General features: G+C 34.8%; 21 protein-coding genes. 9 read left to right on the forward strand and 12 right to left on the reverse strand.

The window, feature by feature from the left end; all coding sequences use genetic code 11:
* Window positions 1-14: 14 nt before the first annotated feature.
* Both PP176A_RS11345 and PP176A_RS11350 read left to right on the forward strand, forming a co-directional pair.
* Window positions 15-575, forward strand: a complete 561-nt coding sequence (locus PP176A_RS11345; RefSeq protein WP_200796138.1) for a TetR/AcrR family transcriptional regulator — start codon at window positions 15-17, stop codon at window positions 573-575.
* Between the two features lie 128 nt (window positions 576-703).
* Window positions 704-1258 (forward strand): CDP-alcohol phosphatidyltransferase family protein, encoded by a 555-nt coding sequence (locus tag PP176A_RS11350; protein WP_071140593.1) that lies wholly within the window; start codon window positions 704-706, stop codon window positions 1256-1258.
* A gap of 170 nt (window positions 1259-1428) precedes the next feature.
* Here PP176A_RS11350 and PP176A_RS11355 read toward each other — a convergent pair whose 3' ends face one another.
* The 12 genes from PP176A_RS11355 to PP176A_RS11410 form a co-directional block, all read right to left on the reverse strand.
* Window positions 1429-1785 (reverse strand): NifB/NifX family molybdenum-iron cluster-binding protein, encoded by a 357-nt coding sequence (locus PP176A_RS11355; RefSeq protein WP_200796139.1) that lies wholly within the window; start codon window positions 1783-1785, stop codon window positions 1429-1431.
* 116 nt (window positions 1786-1901) lie between these two features.
* A complete protein-coding gene (locus PP176A_RS11360; RefSeq protein ID WP_071140595.1) occupies window positions 1902-2741 on the reverse strand; it encodes an Mrp/NBP35 family ATP-binding protein in 840 nt (279 codons plus the stop codon).
* Between the two features lie 305 nt (window positions 2742-3046).
* Window positions 3047-3523: a DUF134 domain-containing protein gene (locus PP176A_RS11365; protein WP_071140596.1), complete on the reverse strand. Its 477-nt coding sequence runs from the start codon at window positions 3521-3523 to the stop codon at window positions 3047-3049.
* A 228-nt stretch (window positions 3524-3751) separates the two neighbouring features.
* Entirely contained in the window at window positions 3752-4339 is a 588-nt protein-coding gene (locus tag PP176A_RS11370; RefSeq protein WP_071140597.1) for a TlpA family protein disulfide reductase, read from the reverse strand.
* A gap of 9 nt (window positions 4340-4348) precedes the next feature.
* Window positions 4349-5014 carry a cytochrome c biogenesis CcdA family protein gene (locus PP176A_RS11375; protein WP_071140598.1) on the reverse strand — a complete coding sequence of 222 codons (666 nt, stop codon included), beginning with the start codon at window positions 5012-5014 and terminating at the stop codon, window positions 4349-4351.
* A gap of 111 nt (window positions 5015-5125) precedes the next feature.
* Window positions 5126-5425 (reverse strand): ArsR/SmtB family transcription factor, encoded by a 300-nt coding sequence (locus PP176A_RS11380; protein ID WP_071140599.1) that lies wholly within the window; start codon window positions 5423-5425, stop codon window positions 5126-5128.
* A gap of 353 nt (window positions 5426-5778) precedes the next feature.
* Window positions 5779-6243 (reverse strand): PTS sugar transporter subunit IIA, encoded by a 465-nt coding sequence (locus tag PP176A_RS11385; RefSeq protein ID WP_083381930.1) that lies wholly within the window; start codon window positions 6241-6243, stop codon window positions 5779-5781.
* Between the two features lie 100 nt (window positions 6244-6343).
* On the reverse strand, window positions 6344-7588 hold the full coding sequence (locus PP176A_RS11390) for a PTS transporter subunit IIC (RefSeq protein WP_071140600.1): 1245 nt from the start codon (window positions 7586-7588) through the stop codon (window positions 6344-6346).
* Window positions 7589-7619: 31 nt separating this feature from the next.
* Entirely contained in the window at window positions 7620-7919 is a 300-nt protein-coding gene (locus PP176A_RS11395) for a PTS sugar transporter subunit IIB (protein WP_071140601.1), read from the reverse strand.
* A 26-nt stretch (window positions 7920-7945) separates the two neighbouring features.
* A complete protein-coding gene (locus PP176A_RS11400; RefSeq protein WP_200796140.1) occupies window positions 7946-8989 on the reverse strand; it encodes a zinc-binding dehydrogenase in 1044 nt (347 codons plus the stop codon).
* Window positions 8990-9050: 61 nt separating this feature from the next.
* Window positions 9051-9692 (reverse strand): class II aldolase/adducin family protein, encoded by a 642-nt coding sequence (locus PP176A_RS11405; protein ID WP_071140602.1) that lies wholly within the window; start codon window positions 9690-9692, stop codon window positions 9051-9053.
* A gap of 21 nt (window positions 9693-9713) precedes the next feature.
* On the reverse strand, window positions 9714-11741 hold the full coding sequence (locus tag PP176A_RS11410) for a BglG family transcription antiterminator (RefSeq protein WP_161567134.1): 2028 nt from the start codon (window positions 11739-11741) through the stop codon (window positions 9714-9716).
* A 247-nt stretch (window positions 11742-11988) separates the two neighbouring features.
* On the opposite strand from PP176A_RS11410, the gene PP176A_RS11415 reads away from it, so the two are divergent.
* From PP176A_RS11415 to PP176A_RS11445, 7 genes are all read left to right on the forward strand, one after another.
* The gene (locus PP176A_RS11415) at window positions 11989-13611 is read left to right on the forward strand and encodes a spore germination protein (RefSeq protein WP_071140604.1); all 1623 of its coding nucleotides are present in this window, start codon (window positions 11989-11991) and stop codon (window positions 13609-13611) included.
* Window positions 13608-14780, forward strand: a complete 1173-nt coding sequence (locus PP176A_RS11420; RefSeq protein ID WP_071140605.1) for a Ger(x)C family spore germination protein — start codon at window positions 13608-13610, stop codon at window positions 14778-14780. Before PP176A_RS11415 ends, PP176A_RS11420 begins: the two co-directional genes overlap by 4 nt.
* A gap of 3 nt (window positions 14781-14783) precedes the next feature.
* Window positions 14784-15884, forward strand: a complete 1101-nt coding sequence (locus tag PP176A_RS11425) for a GerAB/ArcD/ProY family transporter (protein ID WP_071140606.1) — start codon at window positions 14784-14786, stop codon at window positions 15882-15884.
* A 2-nt stretch (window positions 15885-15886) separates the two neighbouring features.
* Window positions 15887-16096, forward strand: a complete 210-nt coding sequence (locus PP176A_RS11430; protein ID WP_071140607.1) for a hypothetical protein — start codon at window positions 15887-15889, stop codon at window positions 16094-16096.
* Between the two features lie 195 nt (window positions 16097-16291).
* Window positions 16292-18304, forward strand: a complete 2013-nt coding sequence (locus PP176A_RS11435) for a catalase (protein WP_255401680.1) — start codon at window positions 16292-16294, stop codon at window positions 18302-18304.
* Window positions 18305-18515: 211 nt separating this feature from the next.
* Window positions 18516-19214 (forward strand): response regulator transcription factor, encoded by a 699-nt coding sequence (locus PP176A_RS11440; RefSeq protein WP_071140652.1) that lies wholly within the window; start codon window positions 18516-18518, stop codon window positions 19212-19214.
* On the forward strand, window positions 19211-20455 hold the full coding sequence (locus tag PP176A_RS11445) for a sensor histidine kinase (protein WP_071140609.1): 1245 nt from the start codon (window positions 19211-19213) through the stop codon (window positions 20453-20455). Before PP176A_RS11440 ends, PP176A_RS11445 begins: the two co-directional genes overlap by 4 nt.
* Window positions 20456-20484 lie beyond the last annotated feature (29 nt).

The raw sequence follows: 20484 nt of genomic DNA on the forward strand, positions 1-20484 counted from the left end.
GGGAAGATAAATTGTTGGATAAAAAGGCAGAGATTTTTAAAGCTGGTAGAGAACTATTTTTTTTGAAGGGCTTTAAGGATGTTAATGTTTCAGCTATAACGAAACGAGCAGGCGTTGGAGTCGGAACTTTTTATAATTATTACCCATCAAAAGAGGAGCTTTTTTTCGATATTTATTTCAAGGAAAACGAAGCGGTCAAAAAGTCTATTGTGAAATCCCTTAATTTAAATGATGACCCAATCGCATTGGTTACAAAATTCTTATCGCTAAGTACAGACACTATAAGTAAAAATCGAATTTTACAGGAATGGTATAACAAAGATATTTTTGGTGATTTAGAGCAACGATATCATGATAAATACGGTTGTTTTTTGTTTGATTCTTACATGGATTTGTTAAAGAAATGGAAACTGGAAAATAAAATAAGAAATGATATCGACGACGGACTCCTTTTTGCACTTATGAAATCCGTAGTCTACCTTGATACGCACAAAGAGGGAATAGGGATTCAATATTTCCCACAAGTTATTCAGGTGCTTGTAGAATTCATTATGAAGGGTTTAACGGATTGCTAAAAAGAAGAAACAATTTTTTTATCGCATGGTGAATGAATATTTTTTATATTCATTCACCATGCGATAAAATGTACTGATATTCGATATTATTATGGTTGAAAATTATTTAGGAATGGAGGTAGTACAAAGTGATTAAAAATATTTTAGTAAATATACTAACATTATTACGAATTCCGCTCTCGTTGATATTCTATAATGTGGTACAGCATGATGCCAACCCGTTTTTACCTTGCACTGTGCTATTCATATTAGTAGCGGCATCGGATTATTTTGATGGAAAACTGGCGCGTAAGTATGGTGTGCAGAGCGGCATTGGCGCAATACTGGATGTAATGGCGGATTTTTTCTTTATTATAATGGCCAGCTTATCGCTGTCTTTCCGAGGTATGTTTCCTCACTGGATGCTGGGGGTCATTATATTCAAATTTTTAGAATTCTGGGTTACTTCCGTTATCTTTAACAGAGGAAGCAAAAATACATCTGTGTTTCTATTTGATCCTTTGGGAAGAATCGTGGCAGTATTATTTTATCTGCTGCCTATATTAATGTTACTGTTTACTCTTTGTTTATCTGCTGATATACACCAAATTGCTCTTGCAATAATTTATGGGGGAATAACAAGCCTTGCCCTTTTATCTTCAACTTTGAGAATTTCATCGTTTATAAAGCTTATAAAAGGATAACTGCTTTCTTGTAAAGGATGGTTTTGATAAACGGTTCAGACTGTTTCATTTCATAGCGGTAGATGTTGGTTTGTAATAGATGAAACGGCAAAAGACAGGATCACAATCAGCCAGCGGATATCTCTGACTGATTGTGACAGGTGCTTTCCTCCCTCTTTGATGTTGATGTTTTATTCTTTACATTCGTCGGCATGCTTGTGTTCATGACAGGCAGAACCAGTGGATTTTAATTTACCTTGTAAATAATTATTCACGGCTGTTTCGGATTCTCCTGATGCTCCGGTGATAACCTTAATTCCTTTTTCATTGAAAATATCAATTGCACCGCCGCCCATACCGCCTGATATGATGACATTTATTCCTTTATCATATAGGAATACCGGCAAAAATCCGGGTTTATGTCCGGGGTTTTGGATAAACTCCTTATTTTTAATTTGATTATTTTCAACTTCAAAGATTGTAAAACCTTCACAATGACCGAAATGTTCCGTTACCATTTTACCTTCACTTGCAACTGCGATTTTCATAATAACTTTCTCCTTTCAAATTTTATTTGAGCTGATAACTTATTTTATTAATTAATGCTATATATTATTTTTCAGGTAATTTTGATAGAAATTGGCCCACATTGATGTTCGGATTTTCATACAAAACTGTGCATATCAGTATCTTTAACAAGCATGTTTTCAATTTTGTCAGCAGCTTTGTCTAAATAATCATTATTGAAACGTTCAAATTCTCCTTTATCAACAAGCTGTGCCATGAGGGGATCAACAGGTATTTCACCGAGAACGTTAAGATTTAAATTTTTTGCTGTTTCCCTTAGATTGCTTTTGCCAAATAGATATATTTTTTCTCCACAGTTTGGACATTTGATATAGCTCATATTTTCTATAATTCCTAAAACTGGTATATTCATATGTTTTGCCATATTGTAAGCTTTTTTTACAATCATGGAGACAAGTTCCTGCGGCGAAGTCACAATGATGATACCATCCAACGGAATAGACTGAAAGACGGTCAATGGCACATCTCCTGTTCCGGGAGGCATATCGATGAACAAAAAATCCAAATCTCCCCAAATGACATCAGTCCAAAATTGTTTAACGGTACCTGCAAGTAAAGGGCCTCTCCAAATGACAGGTGCATCTGCTTGATCAAGCAACAAATTAATTGACATAATGCTGATGTTATTATGGGTTTTTTCCGGCAAAATTCCCATTTCATTTACTTGGGCTTTTTTATTAATGCCGAACATTTTAGGAATAGAAGGCCCGGTAATATCGGCATCCAGTATACCTGTGTTATATCCTTTTCTGTTAATCAAAATAGACAGCATGGCTGCAACAAGTGATTTTCCTACACCTCCTTTACCGCTGACCACTCCGATTACTTTTTTGATAGAATTAAAATTATTTGTTTTTTCCAAAAAACTTTGAGGGTTTCCCTCGCATCCCTCACAAGATTCTTTTTTTTCTGACATTATTTCTCAACTCCTAAATAAGTTATTTTAATTTTTTATCTAAAACCTTTGAGATTATACTCAAAAGTTTTTAGCTGAGTTATGTATTTTATAAAGTGAGAAACTCTTAATTTTTAATTGATTTTATTTTAAACATTAAATTATATATTTGTTAGGTAAGTTTCTTAATAAACATTATGAGCATAAGTTCATAATGTTTATTTTAATATAGTTATGAGCATATGTCAATATTATTAAAGAAAAAATAAAAATAAGACTAAAAAATTTTAAAATTTTTAGTCTTATTTTTATTTTAATTTATTATATTATTCAATATTTCTACCATGTCGACAACAATTTCTTTGACAAAACTTACCTTTACAGTTTTTTCTGCAGATAATTTTTTCCGAACCGCAGTTGGGACATGTATAATTTCCACTTTTAATGGATTCAAGATTTTCATAACTTTCCATCCATTCCTTTCCGCAATCCATACATTTTACCGGACAAATATTGCAGGTAAAATTTCCTCCTTCTATATGAATAATTTTTCCGTTTACCAAACTATCGGCAATTTTTTCCCTTGCGGACAAAAGGATGCGTTGAAAAGTTGGACGGGATACCTCCATTTTTTTGGCACATTCGCTTTGCTCAAATCCTTCTAAGTCCTTTAAACGGATAGCCTCAAGTTCTTCAAGTTTCAATATATTTTCCGGAAGTTCTGCGACATCTTTTTCCGATGGAATGAAATAAGGAATAGCAGGAACGTTTTCGATTTTTCTCCACTTCGTTGGTCTCGCCATTTTATCAACTCCATTTTTAGGTTTGACTTTTTTAAATTTTAAACAGAAGCATTTATAATTAATTATATAAACAGTATTAAGCTATGTCAAATAATTGAAACCCATAGATTTACCATCTTTAAAACAATCATAAGCATATGCTTATGATTGTTTTAAAGCTATTTTGGCCATATCCCAATAACTTTTATTTAATCTCATGTTTTGCTTTTATATATTAATTGTCAGACATTATTTTATTAAATCAATTCCATTTTTCAAAGTCTTTGCATCAATAGCGCCTTCTGCCCCCGTTATAATATAACCGTCTTTGTCAATAAATATTGTTGTGGGTAGAGATACTATACCATATGTATCTGCGGCATCCTGCTTTATATCAAAATATACAGGAAAGGAAAAATCCTGTTTTTTTATATATTGTTCGCCTTTTTCTTTTGTTTCTTGTTGTCCGTCTACAAGATCTATCATCATGAATGTTACATCGTCTCCGGTCTCTTTATATACCTTATTAAATTCTGGCATTTCACTTTTACATGCAAGACACCAACTTGCCCAAAAGTTTAGCACAATGGGTTTACCAAACATATCTGATAACTTTACAGTATTTCCATCCGCATCTAAAACTGTAAAATCAGGCGCTTTTGTTTTTTCTTTTTCCACATCTTGGTCGGATTGAGATATCTCATCTTTGTTTTGAGTAATATCCATATCGTTTTGAGTAGATATTTTTTTGCTGAGTATGTTATACATAAAAATGGCTATAACAATAAACAAAGCAAATGCAAAAATTGATACTATTGTTTTTATTTTCTTATTCATATATACCTCCTAAAAAGTTAAAAGTGAGAAGAAATAACCTATGTATCCGGTGGCCATCAATATACCGACGATAATGAGCAATCCGCCTGATATGAAATTGATGATTTTGTAATTTTTTTCAATAAAATCAAATGCACCTTTTAGTTGGTCAATTAACAATGCGCTTATGATAAAGGGTATTCCTAATCCTAATGAAAAGGCAAACAACATAGAAATTCCTTTTAATAATGACCCTTCGAGGGATGCCATTAATAAAGCGGACCCTAAAAAAGTCCCTACACACGGTGTCCAATTAATTGAAAACACGATTCCAAAGACCATAGATGAAAAAAATTCAAGGTTCTTGATAACCATATTTTTCTTACCTATGCGGTTTAAAAATCCTATTTTTAATATTCCCAGAAAGTTCAGGCCAATTATAATCACAATAGAACCCGTTACAATATTGAGAATTGTTTTGTAATTACGTATTAGTTTTCCAACAGTCCCCATAAAAGCCCCCATTATAACAAAAACAATGGTAAACCCTAAAACAAAACCGATTGAGTTTGTGAGAGCTTTCTTTTTATTCGCTTCATTTGCTGCAAAATAAGATATATATATGGGCAGCATAGACAAAAGACAAGGTGATATAAATGTAATGATTCCTTCTAAAAACATCAGAATATATTGCATATCATCCTCCCATGTTTATTTAAAGCTAAACATTAAAAAACTTTTTATAGCTCAAACCAATTAATTTTTGTAAATCCGTTTTCTATTAATACCCCAAACAGAGTAATGTTCCTACCCCTTATCTTTCTCGCTGTTACAGTAATATTTTTTAAGTACGAAAATGACTTCTTCTACCCTGTGGTCGGAAATGTAATAGGTAACACTCTGTCCTGATTTTGAAAAATCCAGGATTCCATGGGATTTTAGAAGTGCAAGATGTTGAGATAGTGCTGATTGGGTGATATTCGGTATTTTTTCTCCGAGACTACTTACGTTTTTCGGACCTTTGATAAGTTCACACAAAATTAACAAGCGGTTCTCATTGGCGAGAACTTTTAATAGTTCAGCGATTTGTTTTGCTTTGTTTTCCATTTGAAGTTTCCTTTCTATATTTAGGTTGATAGGTTTTTGTGCCAGATATATTAGTAATTAATAATATACTAATATTCGTAAACTTTGTCAATTATTCATGAAATTAATACGCGACTTATGCATGAAAAAATATCGTCCACTTTTATTGCAGCTATACTTATAGGTAAAACAACAAATATTTATGAGACCAAGATTATTTCTTCAAGTGGTATTCAAGAGTCAATATAAAAGGAAATCTGTTAAACAATAAATGTTATATCAGATTTCCTTAAGTTTATAACCCATGGGAAAATTCTATTTTCATTGATTTAAATTTTCCGCAAAGTGGGTTTCAATAAAACTCTTTTTATAAATTAATTAATTTCTCTCTTTAAAGTATTATATATACAATTTGTATCTTTACACTTTTTTAATGAAGTTAATACGTCTTCTTTTTCAAACATATTAATTAATTTTTGTAAAACTTTAACTTGATGGGAAGGATTTTTTACAGCTAACATAAATACCATCTCTACATCTAAGACAGTGGTACCATTTCCCATTTCAATAAATTTTACCGGTTTTTCCAATGTTGAAACCAAAATAGCCGGTTTTATCACATGTTCCGTGTCCGTATGAGGCAGTGCAACTTTGGCGCCTAAAGTCGGAAGGCCTGTAGGATAGATCTTTTCCCTATCTATTATTGCTTGTTTGAAACTTTCCTTTACATAGCCTTTTTCATACAGAATATCTGAAAGTTTAGACAGTAACTCTTCTTTATTCTTTGCTTTTGTATCCAAGTATATTAGTTCCTTTTTTATCATATCTGTATCTTTCAAGTTAACAGACCTCCTGCTATTGATAATTAACAACTAAGCTATCATGCACTAATTAAAAGATAAAAATAATTCTATCTTAACTTATAATTATAGATAATCTTTAACGTAGGACCTTTGATAAGAAGCCAATAATTATATTCCCGATATTAAATCCAAAATGTCCGTCAGTGATCATCCCGGAAACTTTTACTCCCGTAACTTTCATCATTTCTGTTGCTTCAGGGGCAAAATAATTGGACAATAATACAACGAAAAACAAGTTGATTACTGAAGAAATAAAGGTTCTTAATACATTCCCGTCACTGGCCATTGCACACATAGGAATTACATAACAAACGGCTCCCAATAATCCTACAGGGAAATAAGTCATATTTGGAATAATAAATGCAAATAGTATTACAATGGGGATGCAAAGTACAGTAACAGTAATTACAGCCGGATCTCCTAAACTTAAAGCAATATCCATACCTATATTTAATTTAGTTTCATTCCCCATTTTCCTTTTCATATATTCCTGTACGGAATTTCCTACGGAAGATAATCCTTCCATCATTACACTTACCATTCTAGGGAGTAAATTTAATACTGCAGCTATTCCTATAGCCATAGTTAAACATACGGCCCATGGTTGTTTAGTTAAAATTCCTAAAAATATACCCACAAACAGACCTACTACCGCCGGGTCTCCGAAAAATCCAAGTTTGTTAGCTATTTTATCCATACTGATATCAACCTTATTTAGTCCTGGAATAAAATCAATTATTTTATTTATTAGCAATGATGCCGGATAAGTCAAAGTGATAAATGAAAATGTGGAACAGGTTGTCCCCTCCAGTCCAAAGTATTCTTGCCATCTGGGAGCCACTTTTTGTGCGGCATATAATGTCAAAACACCAAATACGACCGTAACCCCTAAGCCTAAAAGTATGTTACCGAATAAAGCATATGCCAGAGCTCCCGGAATTAGAAAATGTATAAAGTTCCATATATCGATATTCATCACATTAGTTACTTTTAATCTAAGCAAAATTATGTTAATTGCAACTATAATTAAGACTGCAATAGCAGCAAATGGGACTCCCCAGGAAGCCCCGCCGATAGCGGCAAATCCTATATCTACAGTAGTGAATCCTTTGCCCATGGCTTTGTAATACTCCGTTGCAGGGGAGATACTTGACATCAAGAGATTCACAACTAAATTTAATCCTTGAAACCCAATGCCAACGAGCAATCCCGCTTTTAAAGCCGCTCCTATTTTCATCCTGAAAAAAAGGCCTAAAAGAAATATCATTATAGGCAGCATCACAACAGGCCCTAAATCGAGTATTTTTTGAATAATTACCATAATATTCTCCCTCCTATTTTACTCAAAATTTTTATTTACCTAAAATTTTATTGCACTCATCGACTATCTGTTTTTTTATATTTTCTTGATTGATTCCCGAAATCAAACCGAATACACTAATAACCGGTTTGTTAAGGGGTTTGTTGTACTTTGATGTTGTCAGAATTAAATCGACATCATTTTGTTTACTTGGGATTTCGCTAAGGGTTGATTTTGTAATCTTTGCAGGTACATGTGCATCTTTTAAAATCACCTTTACTTTTTCTTGAGCAACTGTAGAAGTTGCAACACCGCTTCCGCATGCTACTAAAATATTTACTTCTTTTGACATTTTATATCCTCCCTAAAAAACATATTCTACGGTTTTAAAACTACTTTAATTGCTTGTCCCGATTGGGCTAATTTTATGGCATCATTGATTTTTTCTAAGGGCATTATATGTGTTATTATTTTTTCTGCTGGGAATCTATCGGATATGGATAATTCAAACGCTTTCTGTACTTGGATACTGTTGCTGGCATAATGTCCGTAAATCTTAATATTTTGATAATGTATTTGATTAGTATCTAACTCTGTTAATGCTCCTTTCTTAACTCCTCCGAAAAATACAACTATTCCTCCTTTTTTAACCATAAAAATCGACTGCTGTTGGGATATTGTTGAAGGGTTTGCTGATATTACTTTATCTGCACCTTTTCCATTTGTAATCCTTTTTACAGCTTCAATAGGATCTTCATTTTTACTGTTAATTGTATAATCTACATTGAAATTCTTGGCCATTTCGAGACGATTATCATTAATCTCGATCATAATCACCTTTTCGGCACCTCGAAGTTTGGCTAATAAAGAATGGAATATGCCTATTGGACCGGCTCCGATAATTACAACAGTATCTCCTAAGGTAATGTTTATATTTTCTTGACATGCATATACGGAAGATAATGGTTCAGCTAAAGTAGCCGCTTCAATATTTATTCCATCAGGTACACGATAAATTGCTCCTCTTTCTACCCTTTTAGCCGTATAGGAAATATATTCGGCAAATCCACCCGGCCTTTTGGTATAATCTTCCGCATCAATACAGTTTTCGCTGTGACCGCTTCTGCAATATTCGCATTTTAGACAATGGGCCATAGGATATATATATACTCTTTCTCCGACTTTATATTTTTCAACGATAGGATCAACTTCGTCAATTGTCCCTACAATTTCGTGGCCGTATATATAAGGGTAATTCCCATTTCTTGAATCCGTTGTTAAATTTCTGATGTCTGAGCCGCATAATCCTACTGCCTCAACTTTTAAAACAAATCCCCCTTTAGGACAATCCGGCTTATCTACCTCTTCAATTCGAATATCATTTGGTCCGTACATAACTGCTGCTTTCATTTTTTTACTCATAGTAATAATTCTCCTCTCGATAATATTGTTGGTTTTAATACATTTGAACCTTCGACGGTATTTATTTCTTCTCTCTATTCCCATGATATTTAACATTTAATGATTCTATTTCGGCTTCCGATATATTATATGGAGTACCGATCTTTGTAGCTATAAAATATGTTTTCATGACCTCTTCTGCAGTTTCAAGTAATGCAACACAGGATTCCATATCTTTTCCTACACATACGACACCATGATTGGCAAGCAAAGCAATATTGGATTCTTTCAAAGCATCATCTATTCCATGGTAAATATCCGGTGTTCCCGGTTGTCCGTAGGAGAGACATGGGATCTTTTTAATTGCTATTAAAAAAGTAGTTGAACACTTAATTTCCACTGGTTTATTGCAAAAAGCGTATGCGGTAAGAAAGGGCACATGAGAGTGGACTACCGCATTACAATCCGGCCTTGCCTTAAGGGCTGCTTCATGAAGCAGATATTCACTGGATCTCTTCAAATTTCCTCCTATTTGTACACCATTTTTGAGAACAGCTACTGTTTCTTCTTCAAGATATCCTTTTCGTTTGGTTGTCGGCGTAATGTATAATAAACCTTCTTCACGGTCATATATTGAAATGTTACCTTCCAACGTGCCTACAAATCCCTTTTTGTCTAATAATTTTGCATACTTTACTAATTCTTGTTTCAATTCAGGTTTCATTATAAATACCTCCTAATATTATTAAATAGCATTTTCATAATTTACGATGATATTGAAAAGTTCTTCTGCAGTTCTTGCTTTTTTAATTTCCATATGAAATTCTTTTAATTCAAGAAGATTGACTAATGTAAAAAACGCTTTCAAATGCGACTTATCATCAATAGGACTCATTGCACAAACAAAGTCGATAGGGTCAAGTTCTTTTACTCCAAATTTTACAGGCTTGTCCAATTTTATTAAGCTCATGGCCAGATTATTGACTCCTTTTTTGTAACTTCCGTGGGGCAATGCAAATCCCTTTGATATGACAATATAAGGTCCGTTTTTTTCTACATTTTCAATCATGGATTGAGTATAGCTGTGATTGATATCTCCCCTTTCTTCCAATATTTCAGCCGATTTTCTGATTGCATCCCTCCAATCCGCTGCTATGACATTCGTTTTTATTTTATCTATCTGTAACAAATCAGATAAGCTACTATAATGTGTATCATTTTTGTATCTTTTTTTCATATCTTCATTCTTATCATCCCTTTTTTTATCATTTACATTTAATTTGTTAAGCCTCCTTATCTTATTCATCTTTATATCATCTAATTTTTTATCGATGTTTATAATATCGGTAATTGACAATATCGGCGGAACATGAATATATTCGGTTCCGTAATCATCCAATAGGATGGTTGAAATAATTAAATCGGCATTATCTAAATCTGTACTTTCAAATTGTTGAGATGGCAGAACTTCTATAACAATAAAATCAAAATATTTAATAAGCTGCTCTTTTAATAATTGAGAAGTACTCGTTCCGCTGTTACATACGATTATTACGGATAAATTTCTCACCTCATTTTTTTTCTTCTCAATTGCTGCACATATATAAACAACTATAAAAGCTATATCTATATAACTTATTTTTCTTTCTGCGTAATCTTCCAATATTTTTAAATTTTCTTTTACTGCGTTTAAAACAAATTTGTTATTTCTGACTGTTTCATCGATTCCGAAATATTCGGGATATTTAATATTGGAATCACTAAACAAACTCTCTAAATGATTAGATAAATTTTTAAAGAAAATATAGTCATTATTTAAATTGATATCTAATGATTTAGAAACGGATTCAATAAATTTTCTTGTAAGCATTTGAATTTTTAAAATTTCAGAATTATCTACCTCTTTTTTTATATAATTCAATTTTGCCAATATATTTTGGAGAAACATAATCTCCGTTTCTCTGATATTCAATTTAAAATATTGTCCTATCATATCAATCAGTCTGTCCGCTATTTTTTCTATCATAGGAGAATTTGTTTCTTTATTTTCCATAAGGATTGTTTTTCCGTATAGTATCCTATGAATCATAAAGTATAAATAATAAGATAATCTTTTTAAAGAAGTATCTGTAAAATATGCTTTGTTTTCATTTTCAACTTCTCTGATAATTTTATTAATGATTTCTAATTCATCTCTAATATCTGTATTTTTATAATCAATAAATTCTTTTAGATCCTTTTGCCATAACAACATATTTACAAGATAGGTATTCTCTGTAATAATATTAAGGATAACTTTGCGGATATTTACTTCTTCACCTTTAATTTTCAGGCCTTTATTGGATAAAGAAAAAATTATTAAATTAAATTTTTTTAAAAAAAGGTTAACATCAGGGGAATCTTTTATTACCGTAAATTTGGATACATACATAAATTCTCCAATTTCTTGATAAGTCACATATCTATTTGTCAATATTAATATACAAATATTAATTAAAACTCTCTCTTCCTTTGACAAGGAATAATCATAAAAGTTCATTTTTTGTAGGGAATCTTTTACTTTATTTAAATTTCCATTTAAATATACTGTTCCGCTATTATCCAAACTTATCATGTTAATGCCCTGGTCATTAAAGAACTCGTTAATTTCTGCGATATCATTTCTGATTGTTCTTTCGGAAACTGAAAAATCGTTTGCTAATTGGCATAAAGAAATTTCTTTACAATTGTTATTGATTATTTGACGAACAATATTTACTTTTCTTTTATCCATCACAAATCATACCTTCTTCTTTATTTATTTTTAGCGTACCATGTTTAATAAGTAAAAAACAGTTATAAAGTTTACAACGATATTGAAAGGTTTTATATGATTATAGGGGAAATAAATATTTATTGCAAAATTTTTATCGGATAGATGTTATTATCGGATAAATATATTGCTGATATACGCACATAGGGATAAAGAAGTCTGGTTATACTATAAAAAATGAAAAATTCCATAAGAGGAAGTGAACTTATTGTTTTTTGAATTTTTTGTGAGAAAAATAAAATTTTTAAATCATTATAGGAATTATCAACAGAATAATACTGAGAATACCATAAAGGAACGCCCAATCAAAATAAAAAAACAGCTTCGGGAAAACCTGGATAGTCTGAAAACTATATTAGGAAACAGCAGTGATTTAAAAATACATCCGTTCCGATTTGGAGCGAACAGCAGCATAGCAGGAGTATTGGTGTTTATCGATGGACTGGTAGACAATGCTACTTTGACTAATGCAATACTGCGTCCTGTACAAAGTTGGCAGTTTAAGGACAATAGTTTTCCCTTGGAGGACGAACTAATAAGTGTGCTTGAGCAGGAGGCATTGTGTGCCGGAGATGTAGAGATTGTTAAGTCATTGTCGGATGTCATATCAAATTGTCTTTCAGGTAATACGGCATTACTTGTTGATGGCTGTGTGTCGGGACTTATTGTTAATACCAAAGGCTGGGATAAACGTAACGTTACGGAACCTAATTCAGAGACTGTAGTACGGGGACCACGGGAAGGATTCACCGAAAATTTGCGTACAAATACGGCACTAATTAGACGTAAGATTTCCAATAAACAACTACGTGTAGAGAACATGATTTTAGGCCAAAAAACCAGAACAAATGTGTGTTTAATGTATCTTAGTGGTGTGGTTAATATGAAAGTGGTAGAGGCTGTTAAATATCGCATAAAACATATGGATGTGGATTCAATCTTAGAGTCGGGCTACATAGAGGAATATATCGAAGATGCACCATTTTCTCCATTTGGGACGGTAGGTTATAGTGAAAAACCTGATGTAGTTGCAGCACGGATATTGGAGGGACGTACAGCCATCGTGGTGGATGGAACACCTTTTGTATTGACTGCACCTATGTTGTTTATTGAAAGTTTCCAAACTGCCGAGGACTACTACATGCGTCCGTTATATGCCAGTATAACACGGATACTGCGCTTCATTGCTTACTTTATTACAGTATTCGGACCTTCCATTTACATTGCATTGACAGCTTTCCATCAGGAATTGCTTCCTACCACGTTACTTTTTACTATTGCAAATGCACGGGAAGGGACGCCATTTCCGGTTTTTATTGAAGCGATGATCATGATATTTGCTTTCGAGATACTGAGAGAAGGCGGAATCCGATTGCCACGTCCGGTTGGTCAGGCTGTAAGTATTGTAGGTGCACTTATCATGGGGGATGCAGCCGTATCAGCTGGATTGGTCGGTGCACCCGTAGTTATTACTGTTGCAATTACGGCAGTAGCTGGATTTCTTGTACCTATGCAAAATGAATCAGGTTCTATCTTGCGAGTGGTTATGATGGTACTGGCCTCGTTTTTGGGATGGTACGGCATTTCCATGGGATTTTTAGCGCTGCTGATTCATCTGGGATCTTTGACGTCCTTCGGTGTACCATACTTTGACGGTTTCGCTTGGAACAGGAATTTACAGGATTCGGTAGTCCGCATGCCACTTTGGACTATGGTCAAACGTCCCAAAGATATTGCACAGGGAGATACTACACGTACTCATTTCTTTATCCCTCCCCTCAGGCCCTATGAGACTCAGGACGAAGACGACCCAGAAGGAGAAAGGCAATGATTCCACGACGATTTCGTTTATTAGCTGTTTTTTTATTATCCCTGTTGCTGATGATATTTTTATCAGGTTGCTGGGATGAACACGAACTTCATACTCTGTTCATTGTCACCGGTGTGGCATTGGATGAATCCGATGATCCCGAGAAAATGGATATCACGGTACAAATAGCTAAGTCTCAATCGAAATCCTCAAGATCCGGGGATACAGAACCTCAGGAGAATTACATAATACTACTAAAAAACAAAAGCGGTACTATGATGGAAGGATTGATGGAATTCAATAGGGACAGTAGTCGTACACTGATGCTGAACCACAATCAGGTTTTGCTGTTTGGTTCCTCTTTGGCTAAACAAGGAATCAAGGACCACATAGATTTATTTATGCGCGACCAGGATTCACGCATGGAGGTGCTGATGATAGTAGTTGATGGACGTGGAGAAGAGGCTCTTGCAGCCAAACTGAGTCAGGACAGGATCTCAGGTATGTTCCTATCCCGTGTAATAAGAACTATGTCTTCCGTATCCTCATACTATCAGGTACGAATGCTGGATTTTGTATCTCGATTATTGGAAGAAACCACTTCACCTGTGGTACCTATAGTTACAGTGACTAAAAAAGGCAAGATGGAGGAAATCAAGATTACCGGTATGGCAGTGTTTAAGGGAGACAAAATGATTGACCGATTAAGTAATGACGAGACATTAGGATATATATGGGCAATGGGAGATGTAAAGCATTGTAACGTTGTAACCAGCACTGAGGTGGGTAAAGCGGTGTTTCAGATTATAAAGTTGGATTGTAAAAGGGATGTAAAAATACGGCATGACGGTGGAATAGGAGTAACGCTGTCAGTAAATACTACTCTTAGCGTTGGTGAGATCAGCGGTTTTAGTGAAACGACATCAGAAGAATTAATGCCTTATCTTGTCAAGATAGCTCAAGAAGAAATAAAACGGAAAATAATGAACAGTTTTGAAACAGCACGCAGACTAAATGCGGACATTTATGGGTTTGGAACGTCTGTATATCGTAAATATCCTAAAGAGTGGAAAAGCATGAAGGATTCCTGGGATGAAATATTTTCTGATATCGAATTAAATGTTCAGGTCAAGGCGCATATTCCAGTGACTGGTCAAATCACACAGCCTTTGGGAATGAAGGGGGAATAGAATATGAGAATTGATAGGACACAGATTTCAGGTGTTCAGTTCATGTTCACGGTAACTTGTTTCATTCAATCCTCATCACTGTTGACAGCTTTTCTTTCCGAAATTACGAAACAAGATTCGTGGTTGGCAGTGCTGTTTGGTGTTGTGGTTTGTCTTCCACTTATATGGCTGTACAGGACTTTGATGGTTATGTTTCCCGATTATAATTTGATACAAATTTTGGAAGAAGTATATGGCCCGGTTGTGGGTAAAACCATTGGAATATCTTATGCATGGTTTTTTATTACACTAACCGCATTGAATTTAAGTGATATGGGAAGCTTTTCAAAACTTACTCTAATGAAAAGAACACCAGATGTGGTTTTGATAGTCACGTGCATGCTGGTAATGGCTTGGGCCGTAAAATATGGAATCAGATTAATTACCCAGTATAGTGCTTTGTTTGTGTTTGTTGCTTTTTCTATATTGATTGCTTCTGTCCTGCTGGTACTTAACCAAATCAACCTGCAGAATTTTCTGCCCATGTTCGACCTTCCGGCTATCAAATATGTACAGGGTACCCATATCATTAGTACAATACCATTTGGTGAGTTGGTAACACTTTTAATGATCACACCAAACGTGAGACTAACTCGTCGTGATACTACGAAATACCTTTTCGGAGGTTTTACATTAGGCTGGATTACTGTGCTGGTAGTAATATCACGCGACATCGCAGTACTGGGCAATACACTTCCTATATTTACACTGCCAACACTGGTAACGCTGCGTTTGGTTAACCTGGGAGAGGCCCTCAGCCGCGTGGAGATATTATTTGCGATTATGCTGATTATGTTACTGTTTTTTAAAATTACATTTTTGTATTATGTATCGGTGATTACCGTTGCGCAGATCATGAAGACCAAATCATATCGGCATCTCATATTGACAGCAGGTGCACTGATTACTGCTTACAGTTTCACGCTGTATCCATCTCCTTTACACCATGCCGCATCTGCTAAGGAAATTACACCTATTCTCTGGACGTTTTTTGAAATTTTGATGCCGCTTTTAACTTTTGTTATAGCTAAACTGAGGAAGCTACCTAGAGGAAAGGAGGTATAGTAATGGTTCTGGTATTGATCGGTTTTACGCTGATTGTGCTGATAGATTTAGTACCATTAATTCGGAAGCATTTAGGACATGACATAATTGCATTTCTTCTATTGTTTATTTTAGGATTGACCATATCTATCTTGGAGGTAAGCGGTGTAGAAGTACCTAGTATTATGCTTCTATTGGGAGATGTACTCAAATCCCTGGGAATGAGCTACTGATGTTAAATATTACCCGCAATATATCCTCTTCATTAATTGCATTTATTGACCAATTTTGTATAAAACATGATAGCAATGGAATACTATTGTTGTAATTTTTATGAAAGAAGGGGTAATGTGAAAGAAGATATTGAAAAAATGAAACAAATGGAAAAACACCAAGTAGATAACAAAGACCAAAAAATGACTACAAATATGGGATTGAAAATTTCCAATACTGATGATTCACTTAAAGCTGGCTTGCGAGGACCTACATTACTTGAAGATTTTCACTTTCGTGAAAAGATTACACACTTTGATCATGAACGTATCCCCGAACGGGTGGTACATGCCAGAGGGTTTGGAGCCCATGGTTTTTTTCAGGTTTATGAATCAATGACAGAATATACAAAAGCAAAATTTTTGCAGGACCCAAATATTAAGACTCCGGTTTTCGTTAGGTTTTCTACAGTGGTCGGATCCCGTGGTTCTGCAGATACAGTGCGTGATGTACGGGGATTTGCGACTAAATTTTATACTGAGGAAGGTAATTTCGATATTGTAGGTAACAATATTCCTGTTTTTTTTATTCAGGATGCAATTAAATTTCCAGATGTTATTCATGCGGTTAAGCCTGAACCCAATAATGAAATACCACAAGCGACTTCAGCTCATGATACGTTTTGGGATTTTGTGGTGAGTACGCCTGAAACAGCTCATATGGTGATGTGGCTGATGTCGGATCGGGCTATTCCTCGCAGCTTTCGTATGATGGAAGGGTTCGGAGTCAATACATTCCGCTTTGTCAATGCTCAGGGGAAAAGCCGATTTGTGAAATTTCATTGGAAACCGTTGCTTGGTGTCCATTCCTTGCTACGGGACGAAGCACAAAAGCTTTGTGGCAAAGATCCTGATTTTCATCGTCGGGATCTTTGGAATGCAATTGAGCAGGGACAGTATCCGGAATATGAATTTGGAGTTCAAATGATCGAGGAGGATCAGGAATTCAATTTTGACTTTGACATTCTTGATCCGACTAAACTTTGGCCTGAAGAGATGGTACCGGTAAAAATTATTGGGAAGATGACCCTTAACAGAAATGTGGATAATTTTTTTGCGGAAACGGAACAGGTAGCATTTTGTCCTGCAAATATTGTACCAGGGATTGATTTCAGTAATGATCCGTTGTTGCAGGGAAGGTTATTTTCCTATGAAGATACTCAGTTGACACGCCTTGGCGGACCAAATTTTCACGAAATTCCGATAAACCGTCCTATAGTGCCTATCCATAACAACCAACGTGACGGAATGCACCGTATGACCATTAATCCGGGAGTTACAAGCTATTTTCCCAATACCCTTGCGCAGAATACTCCGATGCCGGTTACTGAGGAAGAAGGCGGATTTACTCATTATACGGAAAAAATAGATGGCCGTAAAATTCGAGGACGAAGTGAGAGCTTCCGTGATTTTTACAGTCAAGCCACGATGTTTTGGAATAGCATGTCAATTCCCGAAAAAGAACATATTGTCGATGCATTTCATTATGAAGTGGGAAGCGTCAAGGATAAAAATATTAAACAACGGGTAGTAGATATGTTCGGGAATGTTGCACCTGACCTTGCGGAACAGGTTGCTCATAGAATCGGGGTAAATGCGCCGGCTAATACAGATGAAAATAAAGTAGGTGCTGTTTCACCGGCCCTTAGTCAGGAGAACACAATAAAAACTGCCATGACGAGAAAGGTAGCCATTTTTATTGAAAACGGGTTTTGTACTAAATCCGTTATGCAGATGATGGATGCCCTAAATAGTGCAGGAGTGTCATCGGAGTTAATAAGTTCTCATCTTGGTATGGTAACCGGAAAAGACGGAAATCAACTGGAAGCAACAAAGGATTTTACTACTGCTGATGCTGTTTTCTATGATGCAGTTTATATACCTGGAGGAAGGGATAGCATCACAGAATTGTCGAAACATTTTTGCACACGAAATTTTATTAATGAAGCATTTCATCATGCCAAAAGCATTGCAGCTTCCGATGAAGGCGTAGATTTTCTTGGTTCGACAGATGTTTCCTTTTTATCTCCGTCTCAAAGCAAAATTGAAGGAGAATTGGAAACGCAACTCGGAGTTGTGAAAGTTAAAAATACACAGGATATGACTAAATTTTTTGAGGAGTTCATTAAACTGATCTCTATGGACCGTCACTGGGGAAGAAATTGCTAAAAATAGATTTATTGAAAGCTGCCATATGATTTTTAATATGGCAGCTTTGTCTTATGATATAATAAAAGAAATCTCAGATTATTTATATTAAGTTAAAGTTAAGTATAAAATGAAAATCAAAAAACGTGGAAATTTCTATTTTTTTATAATATATAAGAGAGTTAGCTATAAATGTATTTATAAATACCATTATTTAGGAGGGGGTATGGAAATGAATAATATATTATTGGTTGAGGATGACTTAAATTTAATTGACGGTTTAGAATATTCCATACAAAAAAACGGGTTTCATGTTCATGTGGCAAGAACTGTTGAAGAAGCCCTTACTCTATATGAAAATCGTAAATATGACCTGCTGATTTTAGATCTGACATTACCTGATGGGACCGGCTTTGATATTTGTAAAAGGGTGAGGCAGTCATCCGTAGTACCGATTATATTTCTTACCGCTTCCGATGAAGAAGTGAATGTGGTCATGGGACTTGATATGGGCGGGGACGATTATATTACCAAGCCTTTCAAACTTAACGAATTGATTTCCCGTATAAAAGCTCTGCTCCGCAGGACAAATACTTTTCAAGAAGAGACTTATAAGTTGAATTCCAATGGTATCAGAATTGAACTATTAAACAACCGGGTTATAAAAAATGGGCGGATTCTGGAATTAACTGCGGTAGAATACAAGCTCCTTTGTCTGCTGATGAAAAATCCAAATATCGTTTTAACGCGGGAAAAGATACTCAGCAAACTGTGGGACGATAACGGGGATTTTGTAGATAATAATACCCTTTCCGTTTATATCCGCAGGCTGCGCAGCAAAATAGAGGAAGATCCAAATCATCCCCGCTTACTTCTTACCATACGTGGTATTGGCTATAAGTGGAATGTGATAGGGGGAAATAATATATGAAATTATTTGTAAATAAAGATATTCGTTATTTTTTTTGGAAAATTTCCATTGCCTTAATAATTGCTTTACTGTCTGGACTAATTTTTTCCCAGGTAATTATTCATGATTTTAAAGCTCAGCTCCTTACTAATAATTATGAGATCGCAGGGTATATGTTGAAACATGGAGTTAGCCCTTCTGATGTTTCAACTATTTTTGCAACCCAAAAGACGGAACAGGAGCTTTCATTAGGGCAAGAATTTTTAAAAAAATTGGGATATGAAGTAGGAATCAGTAATCGGCTTTTTCCCGATGTAAATATACTCCTACTAAGATATCGTTTAATTTTAGCAATGCTTGTAGTTATAGTCAGTATACTTATTTTAACTGCTTTTTTTCTGTATTTCAGACGTCAGCAAAATGATATTGAGAAAGCAAATGATTCTATTAACAGCTTTATGAACGGTAACACCGTTATACAAATCAATGGCTATGAAGAAGGTAGCCTGTCTAAACTCTTTGCTTCTGTCAATGAAATGGCAACCTCATTAAATGCTCATATTGAAAGAGAAAAATATACAAAGGAGTTCTTAAAGGAAACTATTTCAGACATTTCTCATCAACTGAAAACACCACTGACCGCCCTAAGAATGTACAATGAAATCATTCAGGAAGAAAGCGGAAATGAAGAAACAGTAGAGAAATTTACAGGCAATATAGAAAAGGCATTGACTCGTATGGAAATTTTAATTCAGAACCTCTTAAAGATTGCAAAATTTGATTCGGGAACGATCATAATGAATAAAAAAGAAAAAAATATTCGGGTACTCATGGAAAAGATTATATCTGATTTTGAAACACGCAGGGAACAGGAACATAAAAATATCACATTAAATGGATCAAATAATGTCGCCCTCTATTGTGATGAGGTTTGGATAACGGAAGCCATCGGAAACCTTGTTAAGAATTCCCTGGATCATATGGAAAGAGGAGGGGAAGTTAAAATCACATGGGAAGAAACGCCGGCCATTACAAGAATTATAATAAAAGATAATGGTGCGGGCATTCATCCCGAGGACATCCACCATATCTTTAAACGTTTTTACAGAAGCCGGTTTTCTCAGGATACACAAGGGATCGGGTTAGGACTGTCTTTGGCAAAATCCATCGTGGAAGCTCATAACGGTACTATTACTGTGGAAAGCACATTAGGGGAGGGCAGCATCTTTACACTGGATTTTTTGAAGCTTACAAATATGTAAGATAAAATTCACCTGAGAGTAAGGTTAAT

The sequence above is a fragment of the Sporanaerobacter sp. PP17-6a genome (assembly GCF_900095615.1).
GTDB classification, from domain to species: domain Bacteria; phylum Bacillota; class Clostridia; order Tissierellales; family Acidilutibacteraceae; genus Acidilutibacter; species Acidilutibacter cellobiosedens.